The 21,165-nt window shown below is 73.6% G+C and carries 17 protein-coding genes and 1 tRNA gene; 6 read left to right on the plus strand and 12 right to left on the minus strand.

Annotated elements, in window-relative coordinates:
• Positions 1-107: 107 nt before the first annotated feature.
• The 7 genes from AC3EQ1_RS02135 to pgsA form a co-directional block, all read right to left on the minus strand.
• Entirely contained in the window at positions 108-860 is a 753-nt protein-coding gene (locus AC3EQ1_RS02135) for a YebC/PmpR family DNA-binding transcriptional regulator (protein WP_432092495.1), read from the minus strand.
• Positions 861-1,017: 157 nt separating this feature from the next.
• A complete protein-coding gene (gene pdxT, locus AC3EQ1_RS02140) occupies positions 1,018-1,605 on the minus strand; it encodes a pyridoxal 5'-phosphate synthase glutaminase subunit PdxT (protein WP_432092496.1) in 588 nt (195 codons plus the stop codon).
• A 111-nt stretch (positions 1,606-1,716) separates the two neighbouring features.
• Complete coding sequence (gene pdxS / locus AC3EQ1_RS02145) at positions 1,717-2,646, minus strand: pyridoxal 5'-phosphate synthase lyase subunit PdxS (RefSeq protein WP_432092497.1); 930 nt, start codon at positions 2,644-2,646, stop codon at positions 1,717-1,719.
• Between the two features lie 273 nt (positions 2,647-2,919).
• Complete coding sequence (locus AC3EQ1_RS02150) at positions 2,920-3,459, minus strand: LemA family protein (protein WP_432092498.1); 540 nt, start codon at positions 3,457-3,459, stop codon at positions 2,920-2,922.
• 305 nt (positions 3,460-3,764) lie between these two features.
• On the minus strand, positions 3,765-5,000 hold the full coding sequence (locus AC3EQ1_RS02155; RefSeq protein ID WP_432092499.1) for a glycosyltransferase family 4 protein: 1,236 nt from the start codon (positions 4,998-5,000) through the stop codon (positions 3,765-3,767).
• Positions 4,997-5,953: a phosphatidylinositol mannoside acyltransferase gene (locus AC3EQ1_RS02160; RefSeq protein WP_432092500.1), complete on the minus strand. Its 957-nt coding sequence runs from the start codon at positions 5,951-5,953 to the stop codon at positions 4,997-4,999. The genes AC3EQ1_RS02155 and AC3EQ1_RS02160 overlap by 4 nt, the downstream gene beginning before the upstream one ends.
• On the minus strand, positions 5,950-6,669 hold the full coding sequence (gene pgsA, locus AC3EQ1_RS02165; protein ID WP_432092501.1) for a phosphatidylinositol phosphate synthase: 720 nt from the start codon (positions 6,667-6,669) through the stop codon (positions 5,950-5,952). The genes AC3EQ1_RS02160 and pgsA overlap by 4 nt, the downstream gene beginning before the upstream one ends.
• 130 nt (positions 6,670-6,799) lie before the next feature.
• Here pgsA and AC3EQ1_RS02170 point away from each other — a divergent pair, with 130 nt between their 5' ends.
• Both AC3EQ1_RS02170 and AC3EQ1_RS02175 read left to right on the plus strand, forming a co-directional pair.
• Entirely contained in the window at positions 6,800-8,998 is a 2,199-nt protein-coding gene (locus AC3EQ1_RS02170) for an elongation factor G-like protein EF-G2 (protein ID WP_432092502.1), read from the plus strand.
• A 138-nt stretch (positions 8,999-9,136) separates the two neighbouring features.
• The gene (locus AC3EQ1_RS02175; protein WP_432092503.1) at positions 9,137-10,792 is read left to right on the plus strand and encodes a hypothetical protein; all 1,656 of its coding nucleotides are present in this window, start codon (positions 9,137-9,139) and stop codon (positions 10,790-10,792) included.
• 104 nt (positions 10,793-10,896) lie between these two features.
• Here AC3EQ1_RS02175 and AC3EQ1_RS02180 read toward each other — a convergent pair whose 3' ends face one another.
• Positions 10,897-11,457 (minus strand): HIT family protein, encoded by a 561-nt coding sequence (locus AC3EQ1_RS02180; protein ID WP_432092504.1) that lies wholly within the window; start codon positions 11,455-11,457, stop codon positions 10,897-10,899.
• A 67-nt stretch (positions 11,458-11,524) separates the two neighbouring features.
• Between AC3EQ1_RS02180 and AC3EQ1_RS02185 the strand changes: the two genes are divergently transcribed.
• Positions 11,525-12,244, plus strand: coding sequence for a potassium channel family protein (locus tag AC3EQ1_RS02185; protein ID WP_432092505.1), 720 nt, complete (start codon positions 11,525-11,527; stop codon positions 12,242-12,244).
• Here the strand turns inward: AC3EQ1_RS02185 and thrS are convergent, their stop codons facing one another.
• Positions 12,245-14,224 (minus strand): threonine--tRNA ligase, encoded by a 1,980-nt coding sequence (gene thrS, locus AC3EQ1_RS02190; protein ID WP_432092506.1) that lies wholly within the window; start codon positions 14,222-14,224, stop codon positions 12,245-12,247.
• Between the two features lie 155 nt (positions 14,225-14,379).
• Between thrS and AC3EQ1_RS02195 the strand changes: the two genes are divergently transcribed.
• The gene (locus AC3EQ1_RS02195; protein ID WP_432092507.1) at positions 14,380-14,949 is read left to right on the plus strand and encodes a DinB family protein; all 570 of its coding nucleotides are present in this window, start codon (positions 14,380-14,382) and stop codon (positions 14,947-14,949) included.
• Between the two features lie 324 nt (positions 14,950-15,273).
• Here AC3EQ1_RS02195 and AC3EQ1_RS02200 read toward each other — a convergent pair whose 3' ends face one another.
• A complete protein-coding gene (locus AC3EQ1_RS02200; protein ID WP_432092508.1) occupies positions 15,274-16,494 on the minus strand; it encodes a hypothetical protein in 1,221 nt (406 codons plus the stop codon).
• Positions 16,494-17,087, minus strand: a complete 594-nt coding sequence (locus AC3EQ1_RS02205; RefSeq protein WP_432092509.1) for a DUF4365 domain-containing protein — start codon at positions 17,085-17,087, stop codon at positions 16,494-16,496. Before AC3EQ1_RS02205 ends, AC3EQ1_RS02200 begins: the two co-directional genes overlap by 1 nt.
• A gap of 237 nt (positions 17,088-17,324) precedes the next feature.
• Here AC3EQ1_RS02205 and AC3EQ1_RS02210 point away from each other — a divergent pair, with 237 nt between their 5' ends.
• Positions 17,325-18,050, plus strand: a complete 726-nt coding sequence (locus AC3EQ1_RS02210; RefSeq protein ID WP_432092510.1) for a 3'-5' exonuclease — start codon at positions 17,325-17,327, stop codon at positions 18,048-18,050.
• Positions 18,051-18,300: 250 nt separating this feature from the next.
• Here the strand turns inward: AC3EQ1_RS02210 and AC3EQ1_RS02215 are convergent.
• A tRNA-Val gene (locus tag AC3EQ1_RS02215) sits at positions 18,301-18,372 on the minus strand.
• 251 nt (positions 18,373-18,623) lie between these two features.
• On the opposite strand from AC3EQ1_RS02215, the gene AC3EQ1_RS02220 reads away from it, so the two are divergent.
• On the plus strand, positions 18,624-21,116 hold the full coding sequence (locus tag AC3EQ1_RS02220; protein WP_432092511.1) for an SCO7613 C-terminal domain-containing membrane protein: 2,493 nt from the start codon (positions 18,624-18,626) through the stop codon (positions 21,114-21,116).
• Positions 21,117-21,165 lie beyond the last annotated feature (49 nt).

Raw genomic sequence — 21,165 nt, forward strand, 5'->3', positions numbered from 1 at the left:
TTCCCGCAGGTTATCGGTCGGCTCGGACAACGGCCGCGCAACAACGCCGACGGGCCGACGGGGTGTGTCCCCGTCGGCCCGTCGCCGGATGCGGAAGTGACCGGCCGTCAGGCGTCGACCTTGGCCATGACGTCGTCGGACACATCGAAGTTGGCGAAGACGTTCTGCACGTCGTCGCTGTCCTCCAGCGCGTCGATCAGCTTGAAGATCTTGCGCGCGCCGTCCTCGTCGAGCTCGACCTGCATGGTCGGGACGAAGTTGGCGTCGGCCGAGTCGTAGTCGATCTCGGCGCCCTGGAGGGCGGTGCGGACCGCGACGAGGTCGGTGGCCTCGCTGATCACCTCGAAGCTCTCACCGAGGTCGTTGACCTCCTCGGCACCGGCGTCGAGGACCGCGCCGAGCACGTCGTCCTCGGCCAGCTCGCCCTTGGGGACGATCACGACGCCCTTGCGGTTGAAGAGGTAGGAGACGGAGCCCGGGTCGGCCATCGAACCGCCGTTGCGGGTCATGGCGACGCGGACGTCCGAGGCGGCCCGGTTGCGGTTGTCGGTGAGGCACTCGATGAGCACCGCGACACCGTTCGGCCCGTAGCCCTCGTACATGATCGTCTCGTAGTCGGCGCCGCCGGCCTCGAGGCCCGCTCCGCGCTTGACCGCGCTGTCGATGTTCTTGTTCGGGACCGAGCTCTTCTTCGCCTTCTGAATGGCGTCGTAGAGCGTGGGGTTGCCGTCCGGGTCACCGCCGCCGGTGCGGGCCGCGACCTCGATGTTCTTGATCAGCTTCGCGAAGAGCTTGCCGCGCTTGGCATCGATCACGGCCTTCTTGTGCTTCGTCGTAGCCCATTTAGAGTGGCCGGACATCCGCCTGTCTCCTTCACGTAACCCATGTTGAACGAACCCCTGTGATCCTACCGGGATCCGCTCGTCTCCTCGTGCGCGCCGCCCGCCGCGGCCGGGGCCGGACCGGGCGCCGCTCCGGGCAGGACAGCCCAGGCGCCGCGGACCACGTCAACGGAGCCTAGGCGCCGCGGACCATGTCAACGAACAGCCGGTGAACGCGGTGGTCGCCGGTGAGCTCCGGGTGGAAGGACGTGGCGAGCACCTGGCCCTGCCGCACGGCGACCATGTGGTCCTCGTGCGTGGCCAGCACCTCGACGTCGCCACCGACCGACTCCACCCAGGGCGCCCGGATGAAGACGCCCTCGACCGGGCCGCCGTCGACGCCGGTGAAGTCCACCGCGGCCTCGAACGACTCGTTCTGCCGCCCGAACGCGTTCCGGCGCACGATCATGTCGATGCCGCCGACGGTCTCCTGGTCCTCGCGGCCGTCCAGGATCTTGTTCGCCAGCATGATCATGCCGGCGCAGGTGCCGTACGTCGGCAGGCCCGCGCGCACCCGCTCGCGCAGCGGCTCCAGCACGCCGAAGGCGACCGCCAGCTTGGACATGGTGGTCGACTCGCCACCGGGGATCACCAGGCCGTCGACCTCGGCGAGTTCCTCGGCACGGCGGACGGGACGGGCCTGGGCGTCGGCCTCGGCGAGCGCCACGAGGTGCTCCCGGACGTCGCCCTGGAGGGCGAGGACGCCGATGACTGGGGTGGACACGGTGGGCCTCTCAAGCGATGCGTGGGGTGGACGGCCGATGGACGGCCCGCGGGCGCCGCGGGCCGTCCATCGGGGAGTCGGTGGGACCGCGGCGCGGCCGCGAACCGGCTGTCACCAACCGCGGTTGGCGTAGCGCTCCGTCTCGGGGAGGGTGTCGCAGTTGATGCCGACCATGGCCTCGCCCAGGCCGCGGGAGGCATCGGCGACGATCTTCGGGTCGTCGTAGAAGGTGGTGGCCTTCACGATCGCGGCGGCGCGCTTCGCCGGGTCGCCGGACTTGAAGATGCCGGAGCCGACGAAGACGCCCTCGGCGCCGAGCTGGCGCATCAGCGCGGCGTCGGCCGGGGTGGCGACGCCACCGGCGGAGAACAGCACGACCGGCAGCTTGCCCAGCTCCGCGACCTCCTTGACCAGCTCGTACGGGGCGCGCAGCTCCTTGGCGGCGGCGTACAGCTCGTTGTTGTCGTAGGCGCGCAGCCTGCCGATCTCGTTCTTGATCTGGCGGAGGTGGCGGACGGCCTCCACGACGTTGCCGGTGCCGGCCTCGCCCTTGGAGCGGATCATGGCCGCGCCCTCGGCGATGCGGCGCAGGGCCTCGCCCAGGTTGGTGGCACCACAGACGAACGGGGTGGTGAAGGCGAACTTGTCGCTGTGGTTGACCTCGTCGGCCGGGGTGAGGACCTCGGACTCGTCGATGTAGTCCACACCGAGCGCCTGGAGGATCTGGGCCTCGACGAAGTGGCCGATCCGGGACTTGGCCATCACCGGGATGGAGACGGCGTTGATGATGCCGTCGATCATGTCCGGGTCGGACATCCGGGCCACGCCGCCGTCCTTGCGGATGTCGGCGGGCACCCGCTCCAGGGCCATGACCGCCACGGCACCGGCGTCCTCGGCGATCTTCGCCTGCTCCGGCGTGACGACGTCCATGATCACGCCGCCCTTGAGCTGCTCGGCCATGCCGCGCTTGACGCGCGCGGTGCCGGTCTCGGGAGTCCCGCTGGAGGCGTTGGCGGACGTGCTGGTGGGCGTGGTGGACACGGTTTGACCTCACTCGATGACGAATGTGCGATGGGCCCATCGTAGGCCCGTTCGAACCCGCCTCGGACCGGCCATCCGGTTCCGGGCGGGCCGCCGCACTGCTGCACGGACGAGACAACCCTGCCGCGCGGGTCCGCGACAAGGGCCAATCGTCCGCCGGTGGCCCGCAGGGGCCGGGGGCGTGGCCGCGGTGGGGGTACGGGGCGGGCCCGGCGTGCGGCCGCCGGGCCGGTCAGCAGGGGCGGGCGTCCTTCGCGGACGGCCCCGCGCCGCTCAGGACGGGCGGTCCGCGAGGGCCGCCGGCGGCTCGTCGTCCATCTCGAAGGCCAGCGGGAACGGCGCGTGTCCGGCCAGCCGGAACCAGCGCACGGTGCGGTGCCGCCGCAGCGCCCGCGCGGCCCGTACGGCGTCGTTGTGGAAGCGCCGGGCCATCGGGACGCGGCGGACGGCGGCGGCCAGCTCCCCGGCCGCCTCCTCGCCACCCGGAGCCTCGCGTACCGCCTCGACCTGCTGGGTCTCCGCGAACACCGCCCGCAGCGCCTGGCTGAGCTCGCTCTCGGCGACCTCGCGGTGCTCCTCCTCCGCCTGGCGGGCGGAGTGCGCGGCCTCGTAGAGCACGATCGACGCGGCCGGGTCGAGCACCCCGGCCGTGGCCAGTTCCTGGGCCACCGAGGCGCGGCGCAGCAGTTGGGCGTCGAGCGCGGCCCGGGCGGCGTCGATCCGGGCGTGCAGCCGGTCGAGGCGGCCGGCCGTCCAGCTGAGGTAGACGCCGACGAGGAGCAGGGCGACTGCGATCCAGATCAAGGTGCTCACGCCGGGTCACAGTACCGGCCGCCACGGGGCGCAACCGCACGCGGCAGCCGGCCCTAGCACCCGGGGCGGGCCGAGCGACAGCGGATCGTGAGGTGCGGGCTCCGCCTCCGGGCCGCCGCGCACGCACGCGGGCTCCGCCTCCGGGCCGCCGCACACGCAAGCGGGCTCCGCCTCCGGGCACGCCGCGGCACGCACGCGCGCAGCAGCGGCCCGAACGGGGCGGCCGAGCCGCGGCGGATCCGCGGGGTGCGGACCCCCGGGCACCACCTCCGGGCACAGGACCGGCGGGGGCCGCGGGAACGGAGTCAGCCGCGGGCGAGCCCCAGCCGGGCGCGCAGCCCCGAGGTGCGGTCGTCGGCCGCCACCGAGGCCGCGCCGTCGGTCACCGTCTCGTAGACCGCCAGGATGTCCGCGCCGACCGTCCCCCAGTCGAACCGCCGGACGTGCCGGCTGCCCAGCTCGCGCAGCTCGGCCAGGCGTGCCGGGTCGCCCAGCAGCCGCACCGCGGTGCGGGCCAGCGCGTCCGCGTCCTCGTTGGTGAACAGCTCCCCGGCCTCTCCCCCGTCGAGCACCTGGGCGAACGCGTCCAGATCGCTGGCGAGCACCGGGGCGCCCGCGCTCATGGCCTCGACGAGAATGATCCCGAAGCTCTCGCCGCCGGTGTTCGGCGCCACGTAGAGGTCGACGCTGCGGAGCAGCCGCGCCTTGTCCTCGTCGCTGACCATGCCGAGGAACTCCACCCGGTCCCGGAACTCGGCGGGGAGCCCCGCGACGGCCTCCTCCTCGTCGCCCCGCCCGGCGACCAGCAGCCGGGTCTCCGGGCGTTCGGCGAGGATCCCGGGCAGCGCCCGCATCAACACCGGCAGGCCCTTGCGGGGTTCGTCGATCCGGCCGATGAAGCCGATCGTCCGGCCCTCGCCCGCGGCCGGCGCGGGCCCGTCGGTGTCGCCGTCGGCCTGCCGCGCGGCGGCGCGGGCGGTGTCGCCCTGCCATTCGGGCTTGGGCTCGGCGCCGGCGAAGAAGTCCACCTCGACGCCGTTGGGAATCACGACCGCGTCCCCGCCCAGGTGCTCGACGAGGGTCCGCCGGGCGTACTCGCTCACCGCGATGCGCGCGCTGATCTTCTCCAGCGCGGGCTGCAGGATCGGATACGCGGCGATCATGGCGCGGGAGCGCGGGTTCGAGGTGTGGAAGGTCGCCACGATCGGTCCCTGCGCAGCCCAGCAGGAGAGCAGCCCCAGCGACGGCGAGGTGGGCTCGTGGATGTGCAGCACCTCGAAGTCGCCGTCGTGCAGCCAGCGGCGCACCCGCGCGGCGGAGAGGAAGCCGAAGTTCAGCCGGGCCACGGAGCCGTTGTACGGCACCGGGACGGCCCGTCCGGCGGAGACGACGTACGGCGGCAGCGGCGTCTCGTCGTCCGCCGGGGCCAGGACGGACACCTCGTGGCCCAGCCGGATCAGGTGCTCGGCCAGGTCACGGATGTGGAACTGGACGCCGCCCGGTACGTCCCACGAGTACGGGCAGACGATGCCGATCCTCACGCTGTCTCCGTTCCGGTCTCTGCCGTTCCGGGGGCGGCCGTTCCGGGGGCCGCCGGGCGGTCGGTGCGGGGCTCGAGGTCCTTGATCCACAGCCGCTGGAGCATGTGCCAGTCCTCGGGGTGCTCGGCGATGCCCGCGGCGAACACATCGGCCAGGACCTGGGTCATCGTGGCGGTGCGCGAGGTGCGGTCGCCGCCCTCCGGCACCTCGACCGCCGGGTGGATGCGGCCGCGCATGACCGGCGTCCCGTCGTACCAGAGGGTGACGGGCAGCAGCAGCGCGCCGGTCTGCTGGGCGAGGATCGCGGGGCCGGCGGGCATCCGGGCCGCGTCGCCGAAGAACGCGACCTCGACGCCGGAGGCGGACAGGTCCCGGTCGGCGACCAGGCAGACCAGCCCGCCGGCGCGCAGCCGCCGGGCGAGGGTGCCGAACGCGCTGCCGCCGCTGTGCGGCAGCACCTCCATGCCCAGTCCCTCGCGGTAGGCGACGAACCGGTCGTAGAGCGTCGTGGGCTCCAGCCGCTCGGCGACCGTGGTGAAGGGCACCCCGAGCGCGGTGGTGACCCAGGCGCCGGCGAGGTCCCAGTTGGCCAGGTGGGGCAGCGCGAGTATCACCCCGCGGCCGCTCGCCAGCCCCTCCTCCAGCAGGTGCACGTCCTTGACCTCGAAGCCGCCCGCCACCCGCTCCTTGCTCCAGGCCGGCAGCCGGAAGGACTCCATCCAGTAGCGCAGGTATGAGCGCATACCGGCCCGGGACAGCTCCGCGAGGCGCTGCGGGCCCGCGTCCGGGACGACCCGGGCGAGGTTGGACTCCAGCCGCAGCACGCCCTTGCCGCGGCGCTTCCAGACGGTGTCGGCGATCCGCCGGCCGAGCGCCGTGGCCACCGGCTCCGGCAGGTGCTTGACCGTGCCCCAGCCGAGCCCGTACAGCGCGTCGGTGATCCGGTGCTTCATGTCGCCTCACTCCCCTGCGCGGCGGCCGCGCCGTCGGCCTCCGCGGCCTCGCGGCGCACGGTGACCATGCGCTGCCCGAGCGTGACCAGACTGCCCACGGCGACGATCCACAACGCGATCGGCAACAGGATGTCGATGTGCGGCACACCGAACGTGTGCAGCCCGGCGAGTCCGGCCGCGACCAGCGTGATCACCAGCCGTTCGGCCCGCTCCACCAGGCCGTTGACGTTCACCGGCAGGCCGATGCTCTCGCCCCGCGCCTTGGTGTAGGAGACGACCTGCCCGCTGGCCAGGCAGAAGATCGTGACGGCGCAGAGCATCAGGTCGTCCCCGCGGCCCGCGTACCAGAGCGCGAGCCCGCCGAAGATCGCGGCGTCCGCGACCCGGTCGAGCGTGGAGTCCAGGAAGGCACCCCACCGGCTCGACCTGCCCAACTGCCGGGCCATGTTGCCGTCCACCAGGTCCGAGAAGACGAACAGGGTGATCACAATGGTGCCCCAGAAGAGCTCTCCGCGGGGGAAGAAGACCAGGGCACCCGCCACCACGCCGGTGGTCCCGGCGAGGGTCACCGCGTCCGGACTGACCCCCAGGCGCAACAGCAGCGCGGCGAACGGTGTGAGAACACGCGTGAAAAACGCACGCGCGTACTTGTTCAGCATGGCCTTCCCGGAGGGTAGGGGGCGCCGCGCGGCCCCAGTGGCCACCGGTGACCCCATCGTAGCCAGGCCCGCACCGGCGCACTGCGGGGCACCCGCGCCCGCTGCCGCGGGTACGACGTATGGACGCATCGTGACGGGGGTGGAAAGCTCGAAGAACGCAACAGGTGCAGACCGGGAGGCGACGCACATGGGCGACAAGACGAACACCCACCCCGGGGCCGCCGGCAGGGCGGCGACGGCCGACCGGCCCTCCGCCATTCGGAATGTGGTGCTGGTCGGCCACAGCGGCTCCGGAAAGACGACGCTGGTGGAAGCCCTCGCCCTCGCGGCGGGCGCGGTGAACCGGGCGGGCCGGGTCGAGGACGGCAGCACACTCTCCGACTACGACGAGATCGAACACCGCCAGCAGCGTTCGGTACAGCTCTCCCTCGTTCCGGTGGAATGGGGCGGAGTCAAGATCAATATTCTGGACACCCCCGGATACGCCGATTTCGTCGGGGAGTTGAGGGCCGGTCTGCGGGCAGCGGACGCGGCCCTCTTCGTCGTCTCGGCGGCGGACGGCGTGGACGGCTCGACCCGCATGGTGTGGGAGGAGTGCGCCGCGGTGGGCATGCCGCGGGCGATCGTGGTGACCCACCTGGAGTCGGCGCGCGCCGACTTCGAGGGGATGACGGCGGTGTGCGGCCAGGCCTTCGGGGGCGATGACCCGGACGCGGTGCTGCCGCTCTACCTCCCGCTGCACGGCGCGGAGGGCCCGGACGGGCACGCGCCGGTGGCCGGACTGATCGGCCTGCTCTCGCAGCGGGTCTTCGACTACTCCTCGGGGGAACGGACCGAGCAGGCGCCGGACCCCGAGCACCTGCCGCTTATCGAGGAGGCCCGCAACCGGCTCATCGAGGGGATCATCGCCGAGAGCGAGGACGAGACCCTGATGGACCGCTACCTCGGCGGCGAGGAGATCGACGTCAAGACGCTGATCCAGGACCTGGAACGGGCGGTCGCCCGCGGGACGTTCTACCCGGTGCTGGCCGCCGCCCCCGCGGCCGAGGGCAGTCGGCAGGGCATCGGCACGGTGGAGCTCCTGGAGCTGATCACCGGCGGGTTCCCGACGCCACCGGAGCGCGAGGCCCCCGCCGTCACCACCCCCGACGGCGCGCCCCGGCCCGCCCTGACCTGCGATCCGGACGGGCCGCTGGCCGCGGAGGTGGTCCGGACCACCTCCGACCCCTACGTGGGCCGGATCAGTCTGGTCCGGGTGTTCTCCGGGACGCTGCGCCCCGACGAGACGGTGCATGTGTCCGGCCACGGCCTGGAGGACCGCGGCCACGAGGACCACGACGTGGACGAGCGCATCGGCGCGCTCTCCGCCCCGTTCGGCAAGCAGCAGCGGGTGCTGCCCCAGGCGATCGCGGGCGACCTGGCCTGTGTGGCGAAACTGAGCCGCGCCGAGACCGGCGACACCCTGTCGGCCAAGGACGATCCGCTGCTGATGGAGCCGTGGGTGATGCCCGACCCGCTGCTGCCGGTGGCGATCGAGGCGCACAGCAAGCCGGACGAGGACAAGCTCTCCCAGGGGCTGTCCCGGCTGGTCGCCGAGGACCCGACGATGCGGCTGGAGCAGAATCCCGACACCCACCAGGTGGTGCTGTGGTGCCTGGGCGAGGCGCATGTGGATGTGGCGCTGGAACGGCTGCGCAGCCGGTACGGCGTCCGGGTCGACGCCGTACCGCACCGGGTGTCGCTGCGCGAGACGTTCGGCGAACGGTCCGCCGGGCGCGGCCGGCACGTCAAACAGTCCGGCGGGCACGGGCAGTACGCGATCTGCGAGATCGAGGTGGAGCCGATGCCGGCGGGCTCCGGCATCGAGTTCGTGGACAAGGTCGTCGGCGGTGCCGTGCCGCGGCAATTCATCCCTTCGGTGGAGAAGGGTGTCCGGGCCCAGGCCCTCCGCGGGGTCGCCGCCGGGTACGAACTGGTGGACGTCCGGGTCACCCTGCTGGATGGCAAGGCGCACTCGGTCGACTCCTCCGACGCCGCTTTTCAGACGGCGGGCGCACTGGCGCTGCGCGAGGCGGCGGCCGAGGCCCACATCCATCTGCTGGAGCCGTACGCCGAGGTCAAGGTGCTGGTCGCGGACGAGTACGTCGGCCCGGTCATGAGCGACCTCTCGGGCCGCCGGGGCCGCGTGGTCGGCACCGAACAGGCCGGGGCGGGGCGCACCCTCGTCCGGGCCGAGATCCCCGAGATCGAGATCGGCCGGTACGCGGTGGACCTGCGGTCCCTGTCGCACGGCACCGGGCGGTTCGGCCGTGCGTACTCGCGGCACGAACCGATGCCGCCGCAGCTCGCCGCCAAGATCCGTGAACAGGCGGGATCCGGCGCATAGTTGCCCTGCCGCCCGCCTCAACTGCCGTGCGGCGGGCGGCTCACCGCGGATACGCTGAGATGCAGTTCAGAAGGTGTGCGGGGCGTTGCTGCCGGGAAGAGCCGCAGCAGCGGATACCGAGCGGTGTTGGGGGCGGTAGTGACAGAGGGCAGTTTCGACTTCAGTCCCGGGGCGCAGATCCCGCTGTCCGGCTCCGACGGGCAGACGGCGGCGACCAGCGCCCTGGCCTCCGCCGCGTACCGGGACAGCCCGGTCGCGGAGGTGCTGAAGGCGAACAACGAGTGGCACAAGTCCAAGATCACGGCGCCGAAACTGTCCCTGTTCGAGCCAAACCTCGGTGAGGCCTTCTCCCGTGCCGTCCAGGTGCGGATGCTGGGCGGCGCCCGGCCCGCGCTGATCCAGTCCTTCGGCACCGAACCGCAGGCCGTCGTCGAGCACTGCCTGGCCGCCAACCGCATCCGCAAGGAGCGCGACGCCCGGCTGACCGTGGTGATGGCGGTCTTCGGGCTGCTGTTCCTGCCGGGCATGCTGGTGTGGCTCTCCGCGTTCCAGCTGCGCCGGACGCTGTCCGGGGGGCAGAAGTCGGGTGCGGGGGCGCTGGGGAGCGTCGTGCTGGTGGCGGTGGGCGGCCTGGCCGTGATGCTGCTGCTGAAGCCGCCGATGACCGGCGCGCTCTCGCTCTACCTGCGGTTCGTCATGCTCGTCCCGGTGATCGGCTGGCTGGTGGCCAAGCGGATCTGCGAGAGCACCGCGAGGGACCTCCGGGAGCGCTGGGAGGGGCTGCTGTCGGGCGGCGGCATCGGGGCGAAGATCCCCGAGGCGGTGCCGGGCAACCCGAACGAGACCAGCGCCGAACGGCTCCGGCAGGGCCTGGCCATGCTGAGCGCCGAGCAGCGCAGCAACCTGGTCTTCTACGCCGGCCCCAAGGGGATACTCGGCATGGGCACCCGCTGGGGCAGCTGGCACCTGGCGGAGGAGCTGGTCTCCAGCGACCCCGACAAGGACATCAACCCGTTCCGCAGCTGGGACGTCATCCGCGCGGTCCACGACCAGCTGCGGCTGCTGGAGCGCGGACCGCTGCACACCGGCGGCTTCCCGACCCCCTCGGTGACGCACTGGGTGGTGTCGCCGATCGGGGAGAACGCCGGCGAGGTGTCCCGGCCGAACGGCGCGGAGACCGACCACTTCCAGATCAAGAGCGCCGAGATACAGCGCATCTGCAACGAACAGCAGTTCGGCAGCGGCAACCGGCACTACCTGGGCGTCCAGTTCGTCCTGTGGGACGGCCAGCTGGTGATCACCCTGCTGGTCACCGTCACCGTGCTGCACCACACGCTGCGGATCGAGGTGACGGGCCACGCGCTGGGGCCGGTGCACCCGCTGTTCACCACCAAGCCCGCGGCGAAGACCAAGGAGGTCTCCAAGAGCGTCAAGTTCTGGGAGACCCGGACGGTGAACCTGCCGCTGGTGGACCCCCGGGAGGTGGTGCGGCTCTCCGCGCGTGCCCCGCTCACCTGGTTCCCGTCGGTCCTCGACTACCTCGGCGGGAAGCTGTCGCTGCCGGAGCCGTTCGGCCTGCGGCACGCCTGGGCGGACCAGCCGTGGCGGCACCGCTTCATGGCCGACGACGCACTGCGCGCGGCCACCCCGGTGCTGCGGGTGGTGCACTCGGCGGCGCTCAAGGTGCTGGCGGAGAACGGCGTGGACACCGAGAACTTCGGCACCCGCTCGACCTTCCTCAGCGGCGCGGTGCAGGGCGCGGAGCCGCGGCAGGCCGACGTCTACAACGCGTAGCCGCCCGGCAGCGGCACGAAGAGCACGAGGGCCCGTGGGGAGCGATCCCCACGGGCCCTCGTGCTGCGGATTCGGACCCGTCCGCGGGTCGGCCCGTCGCCCGTTCAGGTGGCCGGCCAGGCCTCCGCCAGCATCCGGCGGGTGTCGGCGAGGAGCTGCGGCAGCACCTTGGTGTGGCCGACGACCGGCATGAAGTTGGTGTCCCCGCCCCAGCGCGGCACCACGTGCTGGTGCAGATGCGCGGCGATCCCGGCGCCGGCGACGGTGCCCTGGTTCATCCCGATGTTGAAGCCGTGGGCCCCGGACGCGGTGCGCAGCGCCCGCATGGCCGCCTTGGTGAACTCGCCGAGTTCGGCGGTCTCCGCGGCGTCGAGGTCGGTGTAGTCGGCGACGTGCCGGAACGGGACGACCATGAGGTGTCCGCCGTTGTACGGGTACAGGTTCAGCACCGCGTAGACGTGCTCGCCCCGGGCGAGGACGAGGCCGTCCTCGTCGGACTTCTCCGGGATGGTGCAGAACGGGCAGCCGTCCCCGGCGCCCGGCCCCGTCGGCTTGTTCTCCCCCTGGATGTAAGCCATCCGGTGGGGCGTCCAGAGGCGCTGGAACGCGTCCTGCGTCCCCACTCCGATCTGCTGTTCCGGCTCACTCGTCATGGTGTGCAGCATATGACTTCGCCCGTTCGCGGCGTGTCGCCGGGGCGGATGCCGCGGCCCCGGCCGGGATGCTGAACCGATGGACGACAACAGCCGGGTGCAGCGGTGGGAGCGGCACGCAGAGTTCCCGCTGCTCCTGGCATCCCTGCTGTACCTCACGGCGTACTCGGTGCATGTACTGGTCCCCGGCCTGTCACCGGGCTGGCACGACTTCTGGCTCTCGGTGACCGTCGGGACGTGGGTGGTCTTCGGCATCGACTACTTCGGCCGGCTGGCGCTCAGCAGCCGGCCCCGCCGGGACTTCGTCCGGCGCCGCTGGCTGGATCTGCTGGTGCTGCTGCTGCCGCTGCTGCGCCCGCTGCGGATGGTGTACGCCTACGCGGCGGCGCAGACCCGCCACCGGGAATCGCGCATGAGCCTGGAGGGCCAGGTCATGTCGCTGACCCTGCTGACCGCGCTGCTGCTGGGCTACTCCGCCAGCCTGGCCGTCTACCGGGTGGAGCGCCACGCCCCCGGGGCCACGATCACGACCTTCGGTGACGCGGTGTGGTGGGCCTGTGTGACGCTCTCCACCACCGGTTACGGCGACGCGGTGCCCGTGACGCCGCTCGGCAGGGTCGTGGCGGCCGTCCTGATGGCCGTCGGCGTCGGGCTGATCGGCGCGGTGGTCGGGGTGTTCTCCTCCTGGCTCGTGCAGAGCTACCGGGAGCGGGTGGAGGAGGCGCGCCGGCTCCCGGAGAGCAGCCCGCCCCCGGAGAGCGGCGGAACGGGTCCGGACTCCGGGGGCGGGCGCGGCTGATCAGACCTGGACGCGGTCCTCGACGGCCCGCAGGATCTCGGCGACGGCCTCGTCGACCGGCACGCCGTTCTTCTGCTCGCCGTTGCGGTAGCGGAAGGAGACCGCGCCCTTGGAGACGTCGTCGTCGCCCGCGATCAGCATGAACGGGACCTTCGACTTCTGGGCGTTGCGGATCTTCTTCTGCATCCGGTCGGAGGAGCCGTCCACCTCGATGCGGATGCCCTTGGCCCGGAGCTTGGCGGCGACCTCCTTCAGGTACGGGACGTGGTCGTCGCCGATCGGGATGCCGACGACCTGGACCGGGGCGAGCCAGGCCGGGAAGGCACCCGCGTAGTGCTCCAGCAGCACCGCGAAGAACCGCTCGATGGAGCCGAACAGCGCGCGGTGGATCATCACCGGACGCTGCCGGGAGCCGTCGGCGGCGGTGTACTCGAGGTCGAACCGGTCGGGCAGGTTGAAGTCGACCTGGATGGTGGACATCTGCCAGGTGCGGCCGATGGCGTCCTTCGCCTGGACGGAGATCTTCGGGCCGTAGAAGGCGGCGCCGCCCGGGTCCATGACCAGGTCCAGGCCCTGCTTCTCGGCGGCCTCGCGGAGCGCCTGGGTGGCCTGCTCCCAGTTCTCGTCCGAGCCGATGAACTTCTCCGGGTCCTTGGTGGAGAGCTCCAGGTAGAAGTCCTCCAGGCCGTAGTCGCGCAGCAGGTTCAGCACGAAGGTGAGCAGCGAGTCCAGCTCGTCCGCCATCTGCTCACGGGTGCAGTAGATGTGCGCGTCGTCCTGGGTGAAGCCGCGGGCCCGGGTCAGGCCGTGCACGACGCCCGACTTCTCGTAGCGGTAGACCGTGCCGAACTCGAAGAGCCGCAGCGGCAGTTCACGGTACGAGCGGCCCCGCGCGTCGAAGATCAGGTTGTGCATGGGGCAGTTCATGGGCTTGAGGTAGTAGTCCACGCCCTCGTCGAGCTGCATGGGCGGGTACATGCCGTCGGCGTACCAGTCCAGGTGGCCCGACTTCTCGAACAGCTTCCCCTTGGTGGCGTGCGGGGTGTAGACGAACTCGTAGTCCGCCTCCTCGTGCCGCTTGCGGGAGTAGTCCTCCATGACCCGGCGGATGATGCCGCCCTTGGGGTGGAAGACCGCGAGGCCGGAGCCGATGTCCTCGGGGATGGAGAAGAGGTCCAGCTCGGAGCCGAGCTTGCGGTGGTCGCGCTTCTCGGCCTCGGCGAGGAAGTCCAGGTGCGCCTTCAGCTCGTCCTTGGACGGCCAGGCGGTGCCGTAGATCCGCTGGAGCTGCTTGTTCTTCTCGCTGCCGCGCCAGTAGGCGGCGGCGGAGCGCATCAGCTTGAACGCCGGGACGAACCGGGTGGTCGGCAGGTGCGGACCGCGGCAGAGGTCCTTCCAGCACAGGTCGCCGGTCTTCGGGTCGAGGTTGTCGTACATGGTGAGCTCACCGGCGCCGACCTCGGCGGAAGCGCCCTCGGCGGCCTCGGCCGCGGAGCCCTTGAGGCCGATCAGCTCCAGCTTGTACGGCTCCTCGGCCAGCTCCTCGCGGGCGGCGTCGTCGGAGACGGCACGCCGCGCGAAGCGCTGCCCGCGCTTGACGATCTCCTGCATCTTCTTCTCGACGCGCTTGAGGTCGTCCGGCTGGAACGGCTGCTCGACGTCGAAGTCGTAGTAGAAGCCGTCCTTGATGGGCGGGCCGATGCCCAGCTTGGCCTCGGGGAAGAGCTCCTGCACGGCCTGCGCCATGACGTGCGCGGTGGAGTGCCGCAGGATGTTCAGGCCGTCCGGGGAGCCGATCAGCACCGGCTCGACCTCGTCGCCCTCGGCGACCTCGTACGCCAGGTCCTTGAGCCGGCCGCCCACCCGCGCCGCGACGATGCTGCGGTCGCCGCCCAGGAGTTCCGCCGCCGTGGTGCCCGTGGTCACCACGCGCTCTTCCCGCTCGGAATCGCGTTGGATGATCACACGGACGTCTGACACCGGTCTCTCCTGACTCATGGGGGGCGACAGCGGACGCTGCGCGCCCTGAATCGTACCGAGCCGGACGGGCCGACCGCTAAAGGGTGGCGCACCACCGGGCCGGGCACCGGCCCGGTGCGCCGGGGAGGCGCCGTCGCAGGCCGTAGCGTGGCGGCATGGCAATCGACTGGAACGAGCAACTGGTCGAGCAGCTCGACCTGCACTGGCGGAACCAGCTGCGCCCGCGCCTGGACGGGCTCTCCGACGACGAGTACTTCTGGGAGCCGGTCCCCGGTTGCTGGAGCGTGCGGCCCCGGGGCGAGAGCACGGCGCCGATCACCGCCGGCGCGGGCGACCTCACGATCGAATACGCCGTCCCCGAGCCCGATCCACCGCGGGTGACGACGGTCGCCTGGCGGCTGGCCCATCTGATCGTCGGGGTGTTCGGGGCGCGGGTCGCCTCGCACTTCGGCGGTCCGCCCGTGGACTACCGGAGCTTCACGTATGCGGCGACGGCCGAGGAGGCCCTCGCGCAGCTCGACACGGCGTACGCGGCGTGGACGGCGGGGGCTCGCCGCCTCGGCGAGGAGGAGCTGGCCCGGCCCTGCGGCCCGGCCGAGGGGCCGTACGCCGAGGTGCCGATGGCCACACTGGTGCTGCACATCAACCGCGAGGCCATCCATCACGGCGCGGAGATCGCGCTGCTGCGGGACCTCTACCGGCACCGGAAGTCGCAGATCTTCTGAGCGGCACGGCCGAGTGGCACGGCCTCGCCGTGGGCGGCGCTGCCGCGGCGGGGCCGTGCCGCTGCGCACCCACACGGTCCGCCCCAGCCGCCACGCCCGGCACCGTACGGCTCCGGCTGCGGCGGCGGCCCCGGGCTCCGGCTCGGGCTCGGGCTGGGATCCGGCTCTCGGGGCCCAGTCCCCGGCTCCGGGGCCGGCGTACTGACGGCCGCCCGGGCACGGCCGGGGAACGGGGTTGACTCCCCGGCCGCGGCTTCGCCGCACGGCGGCGGCGCCCTCGGGAGCGGACCCCTGTCGGCCGGCTCCCCGCCCGGGCCTCAGGCGTCAGTCGTCGCCTCCGCAGGCCTCCTCGAAGAAGCCGAGGTTCTCCTGCAGGGACTTCATCAGCCGGTCCCGCTCGGCCTCGTCCGCCGGGACGGGCACCACCCCCGAGGCCCCGGTGAGCCGGCGGAAGCCGCTGCGACTCTCCAGCCGTCCGCTGACCCGGACCGGCAGACCGATCAGGTGGGCCTGCCCGGCGATCCGGTACGCGTCCTCGTCGAGCACCACCCGGACCTGGGCGACATCGGCCCCGGCGAGCACCCGCAGCCTTACCGTGCCGGGCCCCGAGGGGGCCGAGCGGCGCATCCGTACCACCGCGCCGGTGACGCGCACCGGGACGGAGGGCTCGTCCCGGGCGTACCGCGCTCCGGCCTCGCGGAGCGCCGGCAGGTCCCCGGGGGAGAACTCCACCGGCTCGGGCCGGCGGGCGAAGCCCTCCGGCACACCGGCCGCGGGCGACCAGTCCAGCGTCACCCGCAGCCCCTCGGAGCCCCGGACGAGAGCCACGATCGACTCGGCCAGCTCGTGGCACATGCCCATCCCGACGGCCGCGTCGAAGGCCTCCATTCCGCCCGTCGCGCGCTGGTAGTCGGCCGCGTCACGGGCGGCCTGCAGGGCGCGCAGCAGGGTGGTGACGGTGGCCCGGCCGCCGCCGGCCGGTACGAACGCCGTGAGCCGGCGCCCGTCACCCGGGCCGGCCCCGACGAGCACCGGTTCCAGGGCCGCTTCGGCCTGCGCCCGGTGGCGCGCCCCGTGGTAGCCGGCCCGGCCGCGGGCGGCGAGCGCACCGGCGAGGAGCATCGCCCGGGCCCCGGCCCGCAGCCGCTCGTGGGCGGGCCACGGCGCGGCACCGCCGCCGCCCTCCGGCCCCTGGCGCCACCAGCGGATCTCGTCGCTGGGCACGGAGAGTCCGACGAGGACGTCGCGGGCGGAGGGGGCGGGGCTGCGGGACAGGGCGGTGAGGGCTTCGGCCAGCAGGTCGGCGCTGTCGGGGAAGGCGCGGTGCTCCGGCACCAGCAGGCTGGTGCCGGTACCGGGCCCGGGCGGCGTCCAGCGGCTGTAGCGGCCGGCCGCGCCGCCCCGCCGCCGCCAGCCGTGCCGGGCCAGCAGTGCGGCGAGGACGGCGGGGTCCAGCTGTTCGGGGTCGAGGGAGGCGCCGCCGGGCGGCGGTCCCCCGGCGTCCCCTTGCTGCGGTCGTACGGGCTCGTCGGCCGGCCGGTGCATCAAGGTCTCCCTCCCACCCCGACGCGGGTCATGATCTCGCAGAGCGCACGGTCGTCGAAGATCCGTGCGGTCGGGATCCGGACAGTGGTCCTGCGCCGGCCCGTCACGGGGTGGCCGGCGAGGTTGATCCAGTAGCAGCAGTGCCGCAGTTCGAGGCAGTCGTGGGAGGCGCGCAGCCACTCCTCGGGCCGTCGCGGCGCCAGCATCACGACGAGGATCTTGTGCACCGCCACCGGGGTGCGGGCCAGCTTCACCAGGTGGTCGTTGTCCAGGGTGAAGGAGAAGGCGGGCCCGGCCGGGCGCGGGGCCGTCTGATAGGTGCACTTGAGCTGCACCTTGATCGTCACTTCGTCGTCGACGGCATGGCCGGGGGCGCCGTGGCTGACGTGCCAGTCGATCCCGTTGTCCGGGAACGGCTGGGCGAGCGAGCACCCGGCCGCCGCCGCGACCGCGTGGAGGTATCCCACCTGCAGGGTCTCCATGCAGGCGGTCGTGGCGAGTGAACCGCGCAGCGGTGCGATCCGCTCCGGCAGCGGCCCCGACCCGTGAGCGGCACGGGATATGCCCCCGGGTTCGGGCTGGGCGAGCGCCATGTCCGAAGAGCCTTCCGGGCCTTGCCGGTCCCCTGTCCGAGCAGTGGGCCCGAGCAGCGGGCCGAGCAGCGGGCCGAGCAGTGGACCGAGCAGTGGACCGATATTTCCGAACGATCCGTCATATGTGTTGTCTCCGCCCGGCGTACGGAACAAACGGCCCGGGTATCACCCGGTCGGGTGGGGGCCGTTGTTCATCTGCCGGTGCTCATCGGCCGGGTTCGCGAGAGGAGTTGTGACATGCCGTGCTGGTTCGACGGACCACTCGCCGCGTTCGACACCGAGACCACCGGGGTCGACGTCGAGCACGACCGGATCGTCTCCGCGGCACTGGTGCTGCAGAGCGCGCCCGGCTCGATGCCGCTGGTGACCCGTTGGCTCGTCAATCCGGGTGTGCCGGTACCCGAGGGGGCCACGGCGGTGCACGGGCTGACCGACGACCATCTCCAGCGGCACGGCCGGTGGCCCGCGCCGGTGATGGAGGAGGTGGCGCGCGCCCTGGCGACCCAGTGCGCGGCCGGGACGCCGCTGGTGGTGATGAACGCCCCGTTCGATCTGACCCTGCTGGACCGGGAGTTGAAGCGGCACCGCGCCTCGTCGCTGGCCGGCTATCTGGGGGGCGCCTCGCTGTGCGTCCTGGACCCGCGGGTGCTCGACAAGCACCTGGACCGCTACCGCAAGGGCCGCCGGACGCTCACCGACCTGTGCGAGCACTACGGCGTGACCCTGACCGGCGCCCATGACGCGGCGGCCGACGCCGTGGCCGCACTGGAGGTCGTACGGACGGTGGGGCGCCGTTTCGCCGCACGGCTGGAACGGCTGAGCGCGGCCGAGATGCACGCCCGGCAGGCCGTCTGGCATGCGGCTCAGGCACGGGGGCTGCAGGAGTGGTTCGCACACAACGGCACACCCGAAGCGGTCGACCCGGCGTGGCCGCTGCGCCCCGCGATGCCCGCCGCGGCCTGAGCCGCCACGCCCGGACGCCGGACCGGGCGGCCCCCACCCGAGCGTTCGGCCACCCGCCCGGCGTGCGGAGCATGAGCGGCCAACGGTTCGACGGGCCTTCGGCGCATCTTCCGCCGAATCGAATGAACCGGACATTTCCGAACTCCGAGAGCCCCAGACCGGGAGCCCCGAGCCCGGGATCCACGGCAGACGCACCCGCGCATCAACGGCGAAGGCCGGGCCGCCTGTTGGCGTCCCGGCCTGCTGGGGGTGGGCGATACTGGGTTCGAACCAGTGACCTCTTCGGTGTGAACGAAGCGCTCTCCCACTGAGCTAATCGCCCCCTTGTGCCGTGAGCTGCGCTCTCGGCACGGCCTGAACAATACAGTGCTCGGGAGAGTTCGTTCAAACGGCATCCGCGGACAGCGGCGCAGGCCGGGGCGGTCCTCGACCTCCCGGCGCCCCGGCGCGCGCGGAGGGCGGAACGGACGCCCTCCCTCCACCGGATCCGTCGCCGGTGCGGCGCGGTACTCAGCCGGGGTGAGTACGGATACCCATGTCCCGGCCGGGACCGCGGCACCAGACTCGCCTGCCATGGACAATCCGTCACCCGCTGCCGCCCCGGACCCGCAGGGGAACCCGCTCGCGCCCGTCAGCCCGGCGGAGTCCGAACGGGCGGGCCTGGAGAACGAACTGCGCCGACTCGACCTCGCCCTGGCCCGGGTGGAGGGGGAACGCTCCCGGCTGCTCGCGCTCCGCGGCCAACTGCTGGCGCGGCTGCACCGGATGGGTCCGGTTCCGGCCTGGGGCGTTCCGGCCGCCGCGGGCCCGGCCCGTACGCGCGGCGAGACGCAGCCGCCGACGGTGCAGAACCTGCTGCTGGGGCTGGGCGGTGTGCTGCTCGCCATCGCGGTGACCGCCTTCACGGTCGTCAGCTGGGGGCACTTGGGCATCGGCGGCCGGTCCGCCGTCCTGGGCGCCCTGACGCTGACGGCGCTGGGCGCGCCGGCGCTGCTGCTGCGCCGGTCCCTGGCCTCGACCGCCGAGTCGGTGGCCTGCCTGGCGCTGGTGCTCCTGGCCCTGGACGCGTACGCGCTCCACCGGGTGGCGCTGCCCGGAACCGACGGGACCGGCTACACGGCCGTGGTGACCGGGGTGCTGGCGGCGGGCTGGGCGGCCTACGGCCGGTGGCTCGGCGGGCCCGCTGCCGGGCCCGCCGCCGGGCTCCGGCTGCCGTCCGCGGTCGCGGTCGCGCTGGCCCAGCTGCCGCTGCCGCTGTGGGCGGTGGCGGACGCCGGCCCGTTCGGCCTCGGTGCCGCCCTGCTGGCTACGGCGGCCCTCGACCTGGTGCTCGCGCGGCGCTTCCACGCCCCCGGGGCGCGGCCGGTCGCGGCCGTGTCCGGTGCGGTGACGGGCGGCGTGGGGGCGCTCCTGGCCGGCGCCCTGTCGGTCACCGCCCCCACCGCCGGTACCGCGGTGCGGGCCGCCGGGCTCCTGCTGGTGGGCGCGGCCCTGGGGCTGGGCGCGGCCTGGCGGCGCCCGTCCCCCGGTGCCGGATCCCGGGCAGCGGTGTGCCCGGCGGCGGCGAGCGGCCTGTGCGCGGTGGTGGCCACCGGCGGGGTGCTGCGGTTCGCACTGCCGGGGCAGTGGGCGGTCCTGGGTCCTGTGCTCGCAGCGGCCCTGCTGGCGTCGGCGGCCCGCGCGCTGCCGCGGCAGCGCGCGGTGGCGGCGGGGCTCACCGGTACCGCCGCCGCGGTGCACACGGCGGCGGTGCTCTGGACGCTGCCCGTGGTGGCCGCGGTCGCCCTCGGACCGCTGGGCAGGCTCGACCGGGTGTGGGCGGGCGCGCCGGAGGGGGCCCGGGCCGCGGTCGGCGGCGGATCCCCGTGGCAGGTCACACTCGCCGTCCCGACCGTGCTCGCGGCGGTCGCGGCCGTGGCCCTCGGAGTGCGCCGCGCGGTGGCGGCGGAGCCCCGGCGGGCGGCGCTGTCCGGCGCTGCGGTGGCACTGCTCGCTGCGGCGGGGACGGTGCTGCCGGTCGCCCTCGACCTGCCGTATCCGGTCGCGGTGGCGCTGCTCGTGGCCCAGGCCGCGGTGCTGCTGATCGCCTCGGCGACGCTCGGCCGCGTTCCCTCCGCGCCGGCCGCACTGGTCTGCGCGGTCGTCACCGGCCTCGTCGCCGTGGGCTGGGGGCTGGCGGACGAGTCGGTGACGCTCGGCGTGCTCGGCTCGCTGCTGGTCGCCCTCACGGCCGCCGCGGCGCCGCCCGGGCGTCCGCGGCAGCCGGTGACGGCGACCGCCGCGGTGGTGTGCGCGGCGGGGCTCTCCGTCGCCCTGGGCGCCGCGGCGGGGCTGCCGGCCCCTCGGACGGCGTTCGCCGTGCTGGGGGTGGCGGCCGTCGCCGCGGCCGTCGCAGCGCGGCTGCGCGCCCTCCCGGCGGGGCTGCCCGTGGAGTGCGCGGCCTACGCCACCGCGCTCCTGGCCGTCGGTCTCGCGGCGGGTGACGCGCCGGCCCTCGCCGCGGTCCTCGCGCTGGCCGGCCTGCTGACCGCCGGGACCGCACTGCGGCCGGACCGCCGCGCCGCCGCCCACGCGACCGCCGCGCTGCTGGTGTGCGCGACCTGGGTGCGGCTGGCGGCGTACGGCGTCGCGACCCCGGAGGCGTACGCGCTCCCGGTGACCGTCCCCGCGCTCGCCCTGGGGCTTCTCCGGCGCCGCCGGGACCCGTCGGTGTCCTCCTGGGCGGCGTACGGCCCCGGGCTGGCGGCGACGCTGCTGCCGAGCCTCGCCGCCGCCTGGAGCGACCCGCACTGGCTGCGCCCGCTGCTGCTGGGACTGGCCGCGCTGGGCGTCACCCTCGCCGGCGCGCGGTGGCGGCTCCGGGCGCCGCTGCTGCTCGGCGGGACGGTCCTGGGCCTGGTCGCACTGCACGAGCTGGCCCCGTACATCGTCCAGGTGGTCGACGCGCTCCCCCGCTGGCTGCCGCCCGCGGTCGCGGGCCTGCTGCTGCTCGCCGTCGGCGCGACGTACGAGCAGCGGCTGCGGGACGCCCGGCGCGTGCGGGACAGCCTGGGGCGGATGCGCTGACCGGTCCGCGCCTCCGGGTGGGCCGGACGGCCTGCCCGGAGGGCCCGGC

The organism is Streptomyces sp. bgisy100 (assembly GCF_057709105.1).